We start from the raw sequence: 14,892 nt of genomic DNA on the forward strand, positions 1-14,892 counted from the left end.
TTTGGTTATTTGTATGCCTAAATCTCCTAAAATTCCTGCTGAATTGGTCAACCTTGCAACAACAGGTAATAGTGACGCTCAATTTGAACTTGCTGAACTGTATATGCAAAGTGAAAATGAAGATGACATTACGCTTGCAGAAGAATGGGCGCTCAAAGCAGCAGCATTGGGTCATGTAGAAGCCATGTATTGGCTGGGTGAAGGTTATGCTTTTTATGCCAAAGAACTTCGTGAAGAAGATCCAAGCGAAGCAGAAACCTACTTTGGACATGCACATCACTGGTTAAAACAAGCTGCTGAACTGAAACACCCTAGTGCAATATTAGAGTTGGCTGGTTTTTGCCGTCGTGGTGATGTGGTTGAAAAAGATGTCGCTAAGTCGATTGAACTGGTACAACAAGCAGCGGAACTGGGTGAGGCTCAAGCCATGCGTGATTTGGCATTCATTTATGAAAATGCGCTAGGTGTCGATACAGATGAAGCAAAAGCCAAATACTGGCACGACAAGGCAGATGCCGCAGAGCAAGAATAAGTAAAAGCCCATCCTTTGATGTCATGCCAGTTAGTGAATAAACTGACTGGCATTTTTTAAATTTCATTCGATACGCCATAAGGTCATCCGCAACCTCAGCAAGATTAAAAGCAATGCTTTTATTTGCAGCATAAGACGAAGTAGTCGCCTTTAAAATGAATTGTTTTTTGCAACAAAAGGCGCTCTGCATTCAGAAAGTAAACAGATTTTTCGGAAGACAAATGTTTTTGGTTCTTTTGCCGAAACAAAAGAACGCCCAAAAAATTGGACTTAAAACTTACGCACAAAAATAATCTCTAAATCCTGCTTCGCCACAAAATTCTTTTCTGTCATTTGAAATTGTGTCGAACTGATCTTTTTCACCTGACCCTTCCAACAAAATGAAACCAGCTCATTCGGGTCACGCTCAATGGTCAGTTTAAAACTTTGAATAGGTTTCGCCCAATTTGCACCCGTTTTTAAGATATAGCCCAAGGCTTGATAAGGTGGATATTGCGACTTGGCCTTTTTCAAACCCGCTTTGAAGTTTTGATCCATACAATAGATCTTCTCATCTTCTTCAGGATATAAAGAGACCGAACCACCGACCAATGGCATGTATTCATGTTGTACATGGGTCAACGCATTGGCCTTAAACTTCTGCTGCCAACTATAAATGATTTGCGATTCCCAATAAATTTCATCATCCGCCTGATAGGGCTTTAAAAGCTGCTGCACTGTTTTGTCCTGACAACGATACAAACGCTGATTAAGCGTAGAATCTTGCTGCAATAACCACGGATACATCAAATCTCGATCTGAAAAACCACATTTTTTCAAACCCGCAGTCACATCAACGACTTCACCATTGGAATTGAAGTCCCCACTAGCTGTTAAAGCGGGTAAAAATGCACGCACATGGGTTTCTGGCTGAATCTTTTGTGCATTGGCTTGTACTTTAAAGCTTTGAATCAATTGTTCGGTATGCGCAAAATCGCTTTCACGCGAACTGCCCACACGCGGCAAGGGAAATAAAACAGTTTCCGTAATATCTTGAGCGGTAAGATTTTTAAATTGGTAATTCACCCGAATGATGTTTTTACTAATAAACAAATCTTCACTTTGCATACTGATTTTTGGATTTTTCAGATATTGCACACCGCCCGTTGCCACATAACCCGTGCTGTCATTCGCACTGATCTGCATAGAGATGAACACGCATAGTCCGAGGATCTTTTTCATTTTAATCATCTTCTTTAATGTTTAATCTTCTGCATGAGTCTCAAAGTTTGCATTATCAATAATGATCACCTGACGACAAATGCCTTCGGCTTTTCGCTGTTGTTCAAATGCAGATGCAGGCATCGCATCAAAACTGTCAAAGAAACAGATTTCCTGCTCATCTATAGAATAAACCAGTGAATGGTTTCCGACGCCTTCTAAAGTATCGTAATAGACAATGATAAATTTATTTTGCTCAAATGCCTGTTGAATTTGTTGGTAATTGATAGCCGCTAAAACTGGCAGCTTTAGTTGCTCAGCTTCTGCATAACTCAATTTTTCTTGTGCTTGAAGCTCTGGGTCTTCATCAGTATAAAATTGAACATCAAAGCCAAATTTCTTTAATCCGACTGCCAAGCCAATGGTTGTCGTTCCGTTTTCTGCATCGTAACCACAGACCTCAATCAACTGTTCAATATCCGCATCGATATATAAATGCTGGAGTAGCATCCATACCGCATAAATACCGCCATTAGCTTCAAGGTTCATTAAGGATTCAGGGATATTCAAGGCCATAGCACAATTCAAAAAAGATGATTGTGTTGATAATAAACAAAACATCGTTGGAACTGAATCAATTTCCAAGTACAATACTTCGCTAGTCGAGGGATGCTGCGACTTTTTCACAGGTACATAAATGTGAAATCGCTAGGCTCGACGATCCGGTTCAAATCCTTTTTGAATCAACAACGGCATCCGCGAACTGAATGATCAATTTTTTATATTAGGAGATCGTGATGAACGCGGTTACTGCTTCATTTACAGATTACAAAGTTGCTGACATCACTCTAGCTGATTACGGCCGTAAAGAAATCAAACTTGCTGAAGCAGAAATGCCAGCACTTATGGGTCTACGTAAGCGCTATGCTGCTGCAAAACCACTTGCTGGTGCAAAAATCCTTGGTTGTATCCACATGACCATTCAAACTGCGGTTCTTATTGAAACCCTAGTTGAATTAGGCGCAGAAGTTCGTTGGACCTCTTGTAACATCTTCTCTACTCAAGATCATGCTGCTGCAGCAATTGCGGCTTCAGGTGTACCAGTATTTGCTTGGAAAGGCGAAACAGAAGAAGAATACATGTGGTGTTTAGAACAACAAATCAATGTAAATGGCACACCTTGGGATGCCAACATGATTTTGGATGATGGTGGTGATTTAACCCTCCTTGTTCATGAAAAATACCCTGAAGTGATTGCAAAAATCCACGGCGTAACTGAAGAAACGACTACAGGTGTTCAACGTCTGTATGAAATGCTTCGTGACGGTACTTTGAAAGTTCCTGCAATCAACGTCAATGACTCTGTAACGAAGTCTAAAAACGACAACAAATACGGTTGCCGTCACTCTCTAAATGATGCAATCAAACGCGGTACAGATATGCTTTTATCTGGTCGTCGTGCGCTTGTAATCGGTTACGGTGACGTAGGTAAAGGTTCTGCGCAATCACTTCGTCAAGAAGGCATGATTGTACGTGTAACTGAAGTAGATCCAATCTGTGCTATGCAAGCATGCATGGACGGTTACGAAGTGGTATCTCCATACAAGAATGGCGTACAAACTGGTAAAAAAGAAGATGTAAATGTTGATCTTCTTCAAAATACTGACCTTATCGTAACGACAACTGGTAACTACCACGTTTGTGACGCTGCAATGCTTGATTCATTAAAAGCAGGCGCTGTGGTATGTAACATCGGTCACTTTGACACTGAAATCGACACCAACTACTTACGTGGTTACAAGTGGGTTGAAGTGAAGCCACAAGTTCACCAAGTTTATCGTTCAGAAGATGAAAACAATTACTTGATCCTTCTTTCTGAAGGTCGTTTAGTTAACCTAGGTAATGCAACGGGTCACCCATCACGTATTATGGATGGTTCTTTTGCCAACCAAGTACTAGGTCAAATGCACTTATTCGCTGAAAAATTTGCTGATCTTGCAGAAGATCAGAAGCAAGCTGCGATTCGTGTAGAACTGCTTCCTAAGAAATTAGATGAAGAAGTTGCTGCAGCAATGGTTGCTGGTTTTGGTGGCGTCTTGACTCAATTGACTCAAGAACAAGCAGACTACTTAGGTGTTCAAGTTGAAGGCCCATTCAAGTCGGATGCTTATAAATACTAAGTTTTATATTTCCCCTCATCCTAGCCTTCTCCCAGTGGGAGAAGGGACTTTTCATTATCAATGCAATTCATAGTGAAAGTCCCCTCTCCTGTAAAGCGGGTTTTAAGCACTGCTTTAAAGCTACGCACAAGTGAGGGGCTAGGAAGAGGTCTAAATAAAAAGCATTTATAAAAAAGGATTTGAACATGTCGAAACACATTCCTATTTCTTTTGAGTTTTTCCCGACCAAAACGGATGCGGGCGCAGAAAAACTGAAAGTTGTACACCAAGAATTACAGCTGCTAAACCCAGAGTTTTTCTCAATTACCTATGGTGCAGGCGGTTCAACCCGTGAACGTACCCTTGCTGCCATTGCAGAATTTAATGGTAAAGGCACACCTGTTGCCCCTCACCTGTCTTGTATTGGGGATGACAAAGCACGTATTGCTGAGTTACTCGACATCTACAAAGATCAAGGCATTGACCGTATTGTAGCGCTGCGTGGTGACTTACCTTCAGGTCAAGTTGGCCTAGGCGAATTACCTTATGCCACGGATTTGGTTCGTTTTATCCGTGAACATTCGGGCGATCATTTTAAAATTGAAGTTGCCGCTTATCCAGAAATGCACCCTCAAGCAGATAGTTTTGACCTAGACATTCAACGCTTTTGCGACAAAGCTAATGCAGGTGCGAATGCAGCACTGACTCAGTTCTTCTTTAATCCAGATGCCTACTTTTACTTTGTCGATCGCATTCAAAAAGAAGGCGTGAACATTCCAGTTGCACCAGGCATTATGCCAATTACCAATGCCAGCAACTTGATTCGCTTTGCAGATGGTACAGGCGCTGAGATTCCACGTTGGATTCGTAAGCAACTGGCAACCTATGGTGATGACAGTGCCAGCATCAAAGCATTTGGTCATGAAGTGATTGTGAAACTTTGCGAACGCCTAATTGCAGGTGGCGCACCGAGTTTGCACTTCTACACCATGAACACCACTGACCCTACCCGTCAGCTTGTACTAGACCTCGGTTTAGCATAAGTATTTAAACTAGATCCACCCTATTTGAGAGTAAAACCGAATGCCTCGTTTTTTTATGGAAGCAGAACTCAATGTTGATCACACTGTCGAACTGACAGAAACTGTGTTTCACCATTGGGTCAAAGTTTTACGCGCTCAAGTCGGTGAAGCGGCTACTTTGTTTAATGGACAAGGCGGCGAATATGAAGTGACCTTAAGTGACGTTGCTAAAAAGTCAGCATCAGTTCAGGTCACTGCTTTTAACCAAACCAATCGTACGCCTGCGTTTAAAACTTTACTCGGTCAAGTCATGAGTAAAGGTGACCGTATGGATTATGTCATTCAAAAGGCAGTTGAATTAGGCGTTTCCGAAATTCAACTATTAACGTCTGAACGTTGTGAAATGCGTTTGAAATATGACCGTGACCAAAAGAAGATTGATCATTGGCAAGGCATTGCCATCGCGGCATGCGAACAATGTGGCATGAATATTGTTCCTACCATCCATGCTCCAGTCAGCTTAGACAAATGGCTCGCATCCGAATTACCTGCGACGCGACTTGTACTCGCTCCGAATAAAGAAAAAATCGACGTTTTGGCACATGCGACACCAAACATTGCACTACTCATTGGGCCTGAAGGTGGTTTAAGTGAGGCTGAAATTACAACAGCCAATGAGCACGGTTTTATTAACTGGTGTATTGGTGAGCGTGTATTACGTACAGAGACAGCACCAGTCGTCGCTTTGTCAATCCTCAACTACAATTTAGTGATTTAAATCACATAAACAGCAGAGTCACCCTTTTGTTCTGTTAATATATTGATTATGATGTACAACAATATTACCCTTGACTTATATCAAAATATAAATTGATTGTGTTTTACACAATGTATTTAAATTTGAAAAAAGACACAACACAACGCCATTGGGTCATAAAAAAAATAAGGTTTCGCGATTCATGCCAGATATTTCTACAGAAAATCTTGATCGGCACTTGCAGACTGCGCAAATATCGCATTCCATTAGCCATCTTCGTTTCCTCATCAGTAGTTTACTGATTCTAAATTTTTATATTTTCTGTGCGTATCACTATAATTTTTCTCAAGATTCCTTTTATTTTAACCTGTGGTTTTTTGTTTCTGAGTTTATCCTCAGTATTTTTTGGCTCGTGAACACTGTGTATTTCAACCCGAAAAACCACTCTGCCAAACATGCGCACCGCTGGATTCAAGGCATCTGTTTGAGTATTGGTCTTTTGGTTGCAGCAGGCGTCGTCTGTATCTATTACTATTTACCCAGCCTATCTGGCAATTTTAACTATACAAATGCCCTACTCTTGTCTGCACTTTTAGTGATCGTCACACAGACCGTTTGCCTTACCTATTTAACGCAACGCATCAGTTATTTTTGTTTGGTTTTTATTCCATCTATCACCCCTTATGTCCTCTCGCAATTTATCAACTTCGATGCCAATCACACTCTTTTTCACCTTGCTGTGAACTTTATTCTGATTGTGATTTTGCTCTGTGCCAATGCCACCAACCGTATTAATCAGCACTTATCTCGTCTCTCAATTAAAAATCGAGAGCTGAAAAAAGAAGCTGAAAAACAAGTCGCTTGGACCGATGATTTATGCAAACAGCTACAAAACGAAGTGAATAAATCCAAAGAAATTGAACAACAGTTACAACTGAATAATCAATTGCTTGAGCAAAAAGTACGTGAACGAACCTTTGATGTAAATCAAATCAATAAAGACTTAAAAAATAAGCAAGAAAACCTATCGCTTGCCCATGAAATTTCAGGTATTCGTCCTTGGGATTGGAATATTAAAGACCGGCTCATTTCCCTGACCAATCACAAACAAGAAAAAGTACTTAAAAATTCCACAGAGCATCAACTTCAGCTTCAGTATCTGATTCATCCAAATGATATTGCCCCGTTTAAATCTGCAATGAAAAGTCATTTGCGGGGTCATTCAGATCGTTATGAAGCCACTTATCGTGTGCAACATAACAACGGGAAATGGTACTGGGTACATGACACTGGGCGTGTCATTGCTCGCGATCCAATCAATCAAAAACCGTTACAAATGGTGGGTATTCGACGAGATATTCAACATGAAAAAAGCAACCAAGAACGTCTGCGACTAGCAGCAAGCGTACTTGAACAAGCTGAACAAGGGATTTTCATCTTAGATGAAGACCTGCGTTATATCGACGTAAATCCGTTCTTTGAACGTTTGGCTGGCTTTGAAGCTGCACAAATTAATGGCAAGCATCTGTTTGATATTGTTGCAAACTATAAGTCGCATCAACGCAGCACACATAACCAAATCATTGGACAGCTCCTAAAAAAAGGCGAATACGACGGTGAACTGAATGAAAAGTTCCTATCAGGCAAAGAGCTGTGTATTTGGATGCATCTGAATGCCATTACCGATGAGCGAGATCGTGTCACGCATTATATTGGTATCGTATCCGATTTAACCGAGCGCAAACTGCAAGAACAGCGTCTGTCTTATTTAGAAAACTACGATACGCTGACCGACTTACCCAATCGTTTTTACTATAACTATCAGCTTCATCAGTATTTGGTTTCTCAACAAGACAGCATTAAACAACTGGCAATTATTCGGCTCAACATTGACCGTTTCCGCCCATTGAATGAATTCTTAAGCAATAATGGCGGCGATGAACTTCTGCGCCAAGTTGCTCAGCGCCTTCGTTTAACCAATGCTGAAGCCTTGATGGTGGCTCACTTAAATGGTGACGATTTTGCAATTGTATATGAGGTCTCTCATATTCGCCCCTCAGTTCAGGAACATATCGATCGAATTAACAAAGCCTTTAGCCTACCTTTTGATATTTTTGGTCAAGAACATATTATTACGCTTTCAATGGGGATTTCGCAGTACCCTGAACATGGTCGTCAACTGGACTACTTAAACAACTGTGCAGAACAAGCACTGAGTGAAGCAAAACGTTTAGGTGGAAATGCGACCAAGTTCTACAGCCTGAGCAATACCGTTGCATTAGAAGAAGGGATTTATTTAGAACGCGATTTAAGACTAGCCATACAAAACAATGAGTTAGTGGTTTATTACCAGCCCAAAATCAACTTTCACAATCAGAAAATTTATGGTTTTGAGGCGTTGGTACGTTGGAATCATCCAACTAAGGGTATCGTACCGCCAGATCTGTTTATTCCGATGGCAGAAAAAACCAGCTTGATTTCAGATATTGGCCGCATTGTAATTTTACAAACCGCTAAGCAAATCAAAGAATGGAATAAATTGGGTTTTGATAATATCTGCGTTTCGGTCAATGTGGTTGCCCAACAATTACAACGTGGACAGCTTTTAAAGGACTTAGATGAAGCCCTTGATCGATATAAAATCAGTGGTAGTAGCCTCGAATTAGAAATTACAGAATCCACTTTGGTTGAAAACTCAGAAGCAGTGAAAAACCTCCTTGAAACCATCAAATTGCGTGGCATTCATATTTCTTTAGATGACTTTGGTACAGGTTATTCATCACTGTCTTACCTAACTGACTTCCCTATCGATACTTTAAAAATTGATCGAAGCTTCATTTCAAAAATTGGACACTACAAACAAGAAGCCATTGTGAGCGCCATGATTGCCATGGGGAAAGCCATGGGTATGACCGTGGTGGCGGAAGGAATTGAGACCGAACAACAACTGAGTTACCTACAAAACTTAGAATGTGATATCGCGCAAGGTTATTTATTTTCCAAACCTCTTCCGCAGCTCGATGCTACCCAATATTTAAGAGATCATCTCGACACACCCTCGTATACATACTCAATATAAATCAGACTGTTTTAGCTCTAAGTTTGCTTAAAAAGCACCAGCTATCACTGGGATATACCAGCAACTAATGGTATATTCGGTCTTGTCTACTAAAAACTACCAGCTCCGCTGGCTAACCCACGCTACAAAGAGATTCAGATGGACGATCAATCATTAAAACAGCAAGCTTTGTATTATCACGAATTCCCAACCCCAGGGAAAATCAGCGTTACACCTAGCAAGCAGCTGGTCAACCAACACGATTTAGCCTTGGCGTATTCACCGGGTGTCGCAGCACCATGTCTTGAAATTGAAAAAGATCCTTCAAAAGCAGCGCTTTATACTGCACGTGGTAACCTTGTTGCCGTGATCACAAATGGTACTGCCGTTTTGGGTCTAGGTAATATTGGTCCACTGGCTTCTAAACCTGTCATGGAAGGTAAAGGCGTTTTATTTAAAAAATTCGCAGGTGTTGATGTATTTGACATCGAAATTGCAGAAAATGATCCTGACAAAATTGTCGATATTGTTGCTGCATTAGAACCGACTTTTGGTGGTATCAACCTTGAAGACATCAAGGCACCAGAATGCTTCTATATTGAACAAAAACTTCGTGAACGTATGAATATCCCTGTGTTCCACGATGATCAGCATGGTACATCCATTATCGTTGGATCTGCTTTACTGAATGCTTTGCAATTGAATGGCAAAAAAATTGACGAAATTAAAATCGTCGCTTCAGGTGCAGGTGCTGCGGCTCTGTCTTGCCTAGATTTACTTTGTGCCATTGGTGCAAAAAAAGAAAATATTATTGTTGCAGACTCACGAGGTCTACTTACAACAAAACGTGAAGGTCTAGACGACTCTAAAAAACGTTATGTACAAGATGTTGAAGGCACTCAACTGGCTGACGTGATTGCAGGCGCAGACATGTTCCTCGGCTTATCTGCTGCGGGTATCTTAACCAAAGAAATGGTTAAGCTGATGGCGAAAGATCCGATTATCTTCGCACTTGCCAACCCAGATCCTGAAATTCTGCCTGAACATGCACACGAAGTTCGTGATGACGTGATCATGGCAACAGGTCGTTCAGATTATCCAAACCAAGTGAACAACGCACTTTGCTTCCCTTACATTTTCCGTGGTGCTCTTGATGTAGGCGCAACCACCATCAATGAAGAGATGAAAATTGCGTGCGTATATGCGATTGCGCGTATGGCACACATTGAAGCAGATGCGGCATCTTATGGTGAAAAATCTGCATCTTTTGGTCGTGATTACTTAATTCCACGCCCACTTGATCAGCGTCTGATTTTAGAAATTGCACCTGCTGTTGCACAAGCGGCCATGGATTCAGGTGTTGCAAGTCGTCCAATTCAAGACTTCTCTGCATACCGTCAACGTCTTTCTGAGTTTGTTTATAACTCAGCACTGATGATGAAACCTATTTTTGCTCAAGCAAAATCTGATCCGAAACGTATCGCTTATGCTGAAGGTGAAGACCTACGCGTACTTCGTGCAGTACAAATTGCAGTTGATGAAGATCTTGCAAAACCAATCTTAGTTGGTCGTACTGCGGTTATTGAAGCAAACATTAAAAAGTTAGGCTTACGTCTTGAACATGGTGTGAACATCACTATTGTGGATCAAGAAAAAAATCCTGACTACGAATTGTTTGCAGATGACTACTACACGCTTATGCAGCGTAAAGGTGTAACACCTGAATATGCACAACGTGAAGCACGTCGTCGTTCAACCCTGATCGCATCGATGTTAGTGAAACATGGTAAAGCAGACGGTATGCTATGTGGTACGTATTCAAGCTACGACATTCACTTAGACTTCGTTAAAAACATCATTGGTAAAAAAGAAGGTCACAACTCTTTCTTTACATTGAATGCTTTAATGCTTGAAGACCGTAACCTGTTCATTGCTGACACTTATGTCAACACCAACCCAACAGCTGAACAGTTGGCTGAAATGACAATTTTAGCCGCTGAAGAAGTACGTCGTTTTGGTATGACACCACGTGTTGCTCTACTTTCTCACTCAAGCTTCGGTTCAGATCAAACTGATCCAAGCGCGCAAAAAATGCGTAAAGTGTTTGAGATTTTGACGCAAATCGCGCCAGAACTTGAAGTTGAAGGTGAAATGCATGCGGACGCGGCATTGGATGAAAACATCCGTAACTTTGCATACTCAAACTCGCGCTTCAAAGGTTCTGCGAACCTATTGATCATGCCAAACTTGGATGCAGCCAACATTTCATTTAACCTGTTGAAATCAACTTCAGGTAATAATGTCACCATTGGCCCTATCCTACTTGGCGCAGCGAAACCAGTTCATATTCTTACACCGACAGCAACAACACGTCGTTTAGTGAATATGACTGCGCTGACTGTAGCAGAAATTCAAGAAGCGGAGAAAAACGGCGAATAATTGTTTGTCGTTATACACGTATCTTGTGACTTGAGAAAACCTTTATTCTGTAGCATGATGACTGCAAGAATAGAGGTTTTTTCATGCAAGTTTATTTAGTAGGCGGTGCGGTCCGAGATCAGCTTCTGGGTCACCCCTATCACGAAAAAGATTATGTAGTTGTCGGTGCAACGCCTGAACAACTGCTTGCCCAGGGTTTCCAACCTGTAGGTAAAGATTTTCCTGTTTTTTTACATCCTGAAACCAAAGATGAATATGCACTTGCCCGCACCGAACGTAAGTCAGGGCAGGGTTATCATGGCTTTGAGTTTTATACCGACAGTACCGTTACCTTAGAACAAGATTTAATTCGACGCGACCTTACCATCAATGCCATCGCCATGGATGATGAAGGCACACTGTATGACCCCTATGGCGGCCAACGCGACTTAGAGCTCCGTGTTTTACGTCATGTTTCTGATGCTTTCGTAGAAGACCCACTACGCGTCCTCCGTGTTGCACGATTTGCTGCACGTTATAAAACCCTAGGATTTACGGTGGCCGAAGAAACGTTAGCACTGATGCAGCAACTCGCAGACTCGGGTGAACTGGAGGCACTAACCCCTGAACGCGTTTGGAAAGAAACCTCTCGTGCTCTGATGGAAGATCATGCCGATGAATACTTTGAAGTGCTACGTCGCTGTGGTGCTTTAAAAGTACTTTTTCCAGAAATCGCGGCACTTTACGGTATTCCACAGCGCCCTGAGTATCACCCTGAAATTGACTGTGGTATTCATACCATGATGTCCTTACAACAAGCGTGTCGTGCCAACTACGCACTAGATGTTCGTTTTGCTGTTTTGGTACATGACTTAGGCAAAGCTCTGACACCTGTGGACGAGCTACCGCGTCATATTATGCATGAAGAACGCGGGGTCAAACCTGTGACTGAAGTGTGTGAACGTCTAAAAGTCCCAACGCAGATGAAACAGCTCGCTATTACGGTCTGTAAAGAACATTTGAAATGTCATCAAGCCCTAACCTTAAAACCAGGCACTTTGTGGCGCTTACTTCAACGCTTAGATGTACTACGTCGTCCAGAACGGGTTGAAGCCTTTGTGCAGGCCTGTGAATGTGACTCACGTGGTCGTTTAGGGCTTGAAGATCGTGAATACCCACAGTCGGCATATATTTTAAAGGTGATGGATGTTGTGCGAAATATCAAAGCACAAGACCTACCTGCGGATATTAAAGGCCCGGATATCGGTGAAATGCTGATTGAACGTCGAATACACGCAATTGGAGAACTGAAGGCTCAATACAGCTAAACCTTGATCGACTCAAATAAAGCGCCACAATCGGCGCTTTATTTAATTTCACTTAAGAAATGGATGCGGGAAAGGTAATCACCTTTTCCAACTGCATGTGTTCTGTTGCAATCATTAACAAACGATCCACACCTAAAGCAATACCTGCACATGCGGTCATTTGAGGCAAAGCAGCCAATAAAAACTCATCAACTGGCATCACATGTAAGTCTAACTTTTCACGTTCAGCATTATCGGCTTCAAAACGCGAACGCAACACCTCCGCGTCGATCAACTCATCATAAGCGTTGGCGAGTTCCAAACCTTCGATATACAGTTCAAAACGTGCTGCAACCCATTCACCGTCTTCATCCGTTTTAGTTTTGGCAAGCGAGGCCAGCTCTGGTGGAAAATCAGTTAGAAATGCGGGCGTATCAAAACCTAGACTTGGCTCTACAAAATGTGAAAAGAGCAAATCGATATAGCCCAGTCGGTCATCGCCCAAGTCCAAATTTAAACCCACGCGGTTACAGCAGTTTTTTAACTCTTTCAAACTGGCTTGCAGTGGGTTCAAATCCAAGCGATCCATAAACGCATGCTTATAGCTCAAAATGGTAGGACGAACTTCACCAAAACGCTGCTTTAATGTGACATTCAATAAATCTGTCACTTCAAACATCAAATCCTTCAAGCTGAAATTCGGTCTATACCATTCCAGCATGGTAAATTCACTATTGTGTTTACGACCATGTTCATCATCACGGAAAACTTTACAGATTTGATAAATCGGCCCACTACCACTGGCAAGTAAGCGCTTCATGGCAAACTCAGGTGAGGTCTGCAAATAATGCGTTTGTTGTTTGCCTTGTAGATGGCGCTGTGCTTGAACCGAAGCCAAATGCACATCGGTCACACCAGCTTGAGATAAAATCGGGGTTTCAACCTCAAGCACTTCACGTTCAGCAAAAAACTGACGAATTTGGCTGTACATTTGCGCACGCGCTCGCATGGCTTTTAAGTCACAGGTTGGCTGATAATGGATCACGTCCTGACTCATGCCTTCGGCCCTCCGTGTGCAGCCCATTCACGACGTAATGGATAAGTCTTTCTTAAATGATCAAAGGCTTTTTGGTCAATCATTCCCTTTTTTAAGCAAGCACGTAAGGCTTGGTCATCTCGTGCAATCGGGTAGATTTCCCTTAAATGCTGTTGAAGTACAGATTTCAAATCTTGGCCTTCAAAATATTGAGCACATACAGGCAACTGCGACTCGAAACTTTTATGTGCTTCAAACTGAAAGGTTTTACAGAAAGCCTCATAGATCATTTGTGTACCACGCGCTTTGCCTTCTAAGCTATAACCTGCGATATGTGGCGTCACCAGACTCACAGCATTCAACACTTGTTCAGAAATCACAGGCTCATGCTCAAAGACATCTAGTACCACTTTACGCTGTGTTTTTTCGATGTCGGCCAATAAAGCCTGCTCTTCAATTACAGGCCCACGCGCAGAATTAATCAATATTGCTGTCGTTTTCATCGCAGCGAAAGCTTCGGCGTTGAACAAATGGTAGGTTGGATGTGATCCTGTTTTGGTTAAGGGCACATGCAATGAAATCGCATCAGCATTACTTAATAAGGCATTTAAATCGACCTGCTGAATCGCATCTTGCTGTACAAAAGGATCATGACCGATCACATTCCAGCCCAATAGTTTGGCCATATAAGCTAAGCGAGAACCGACATTTCCTAGGCCAATAATGCCCAAAGTAAAACTTTCTTTAGCGTTCAGCAATACTGGATTGAGATGGAGTAAAGCCGTAATTACATATTCAGCCACCGCCTGCGCATTACAACCTGCGGCATTCGCCCATTGAATATTCTGTTTCTCAATGGCTTCAATATCTAAATGGTCTGTACCAATAGTTGCACTACCCACATATTGAAGTGTGGTGTTATTGATTAATGCTGGATTGACTTGAGTTACGGAACGCACCAACAGTGCTTTGGCATCTACAACATCGGCATGTGTTAAAGTACGCCCTGCTTTGTGCTCAATTTCACCAAATTCGGCAAAAAAATAATCGGTAAATGCGAGATTTTCATCTGCCACGATTTTCATAATGTCTTCCAACGCTTTGTTGACTCTATGATAACCGTTGCACAAGCTCAACACTATGTTGCTCTGCAATACATCTGAATAAACAGTCACGATGTTTCATCTTCATGGTAAAAAACCGAATACTTTAAAGAATTGTTTAATATAGATTTACTTCGTTCAAAATACTGAAAAATATAAAGTCAACTCCGTAAACGCTATGATAGTACAAACAACTAGACAAATAATTTCTCTGTACACGACAAATTTCACAGAACCCTTATCCTATCAGGATTCTGCTTTCTTAAAATTGCCAAAATTTCCTTAAACTCTTCTTTTTTC

At 41.7% G+C, this 14,892-nt stretch carries 11 protein-coding genes; 7 read left to right on the forward strand and 4 right to left on the reverse strand.

Annotated features, from left to right (window positions below; all coding sequences use genetic code 11):
• Positions 1-13: 13 nt before the first annotated feature.
• Positions 14-532: a tetratricopeptide repeat protein gene (locus tag AXW61_RS13495; protein WP_062034718.1), complete on the forward strand. Its 519-nt coding sequence runs from the start codon at positions 14-16 to the stop codon at positions 530-532.
• Positions 533-802: 270 nt separating this feature from the next.
• On the opposite strand, the gene AXW61_RS13500 is transcribed toward AXW61_RS13495, so the two are convergent.
• Positions 803-1,753, reverse strand: a complete 951-nt coding sequence (locus tag AXW61_RS13500; protein ID WP_081408309.1) for a DUF4424 family protein — start codon at positions 1,751-1,753, stop codon at positions 803-805.
• 21 nt (positions 1,754-1,774) lie between these two features.
• Positions 1,775-2,308 carry a cysteine peptidase family C39 domain-containing protein gene (locus tag AXW61_RS13505; RefSeq protein ID WP_062034703.1) on the reverse strand — a complete coding sequence of 178 codons (534 nt, stop codon included), beginning with the start codon at positions 2,306-2,308 and terminating at the stop codon, positions 1,775-1,777.
• A 221-nt stretch (positions 2,309-2,529) separates the two neighbouring features.
• Here AXW61_RS13505 and ahcY point away from each other — a divergent pair, with 221 nt between their 5' ends.
• The 6 genes from ahcY (at position 2,530) to AXW61_RS13535 (ending at position 12,474) form a co-directional block, all read left to right on the forward strand.
• Positions 2,530-3,912 carry an adenosylhomocysteinase gene (gene ahcY, locus AXW61_RS13510; protein WP_062034704.1) on the forward strand — a complete coding sequence of 461 codons (1,383 nt, stop codon included), beginning with the start codon at positions 2,530-2,532 and terminating at the stop codon, positions 3,910-3,912.
• 185 nt (positions 3,913-4,097) lie between these two features.
• Positions 4,098-4,934 (forward strand): methylenetetrahydrofolate reductase [NAD(P)H], encoded by an 837-nt coding sequence (gene metF, locus AXW61_RS13515; RefSeq protein WP_062034705.1) that lies wholly within the window; start codon positions 4,098-4,100, stop codon positions 4,932-4,934.
• A gap of 40 nt (positions 4,935-4,974) precedes the next feature.
• The gene (locus tag AXW61_RS13520) at positions 4,975-5,691 is read left to right on the forward strand and encodes a 16S rRNA (uracil(1498)-N(3))-methyltransferase (RefSeq protein WP_062034706.1); all 717 of its coding nucleotides are present in this window, start codon (positions 4,975-4,977) and stop codon (positions 5,689-5,691) included.
• 181 nt (positions 5,692-5,872) lie between these two features.
• A complete protein-coding gene (locus tag AXW61_RS13525; RefSeq protein WP_062034707.1) occupies positions 5,873-8,749 on the forward strand; it encodes an EAL domain-containing protein in 2,877 nt (958 codons plus the stop codon).
• 138 nt (positions 8,750-8,887) lie between these two features.
• Complete coding sequence (locus AXW61_RS13530) at positions 8,888-11,167, forward strand: NADP-dependent malic enzyme (RefSeq protein WP_005399753.1); 2,280 nt, start codon at positions 8,888-8,890, stop codon at positions 11,165-11,167.
• Between the two features lie 83 nt (positions 11,168-11,250).
• Positions 11,251-12,474 (forward strand): multifunctional CCA addition/repair protein, encoded by a 1,224-nt coding sequence (locus tag AXW61_RS13535; protein ID WP_062034708.1) that lies wholly within the window; start codon positions 11,251-11,253, stop codon positions 12,472-12,474.
• Between the two features lie 52 nt (positions 12,475-12,526).
• Here the strand turns inward: AXW61_RS13535 and epmA are convergent, their stop codons facing one another.
• Together epmA and AXW61_RS13545 are read right to left on the reverse strand one after the other, a co-directional pair.
• On the reverse strand, positions 12,527-13,510 hold the full coding sequence (gene epmA, locus AXW61_RS13540; protein ID WP_062034709.1) for an EF-P lysine aminoacylase EpmA: 984 nt from the start codon (positions 13,508-13,510) through the stop codon (positions 12,527-12,529).
• On the reverse strand, positions 13,507-14,574 hold the full coding sequence (locus AXW61_RS13545; RefSeq protein ID WP_062034710.1) for a 4-phosphoerythronate dehydrogenase: 1,068 nt from the start codon (positions 14,572-14,574) through the stop codon (positions 13,507-13,509). The genes epmA and AXW61_RS13545 overlap by 4 nt, the downstream gene beginning before the upstream one ends.
• Positions 14,575-14,892 lie beyond the last annotated feature (318 nt).

Source organism: Acinetobacter sp. BMW17, assembly GCF_001592855.1.
Lineage (GTDB): Bacteria > Pseudomonadota > Gammaproteobacteria > Pseudomonadales > Moraxellaceae > Acinetobacter > Acinetobacter johnsonii.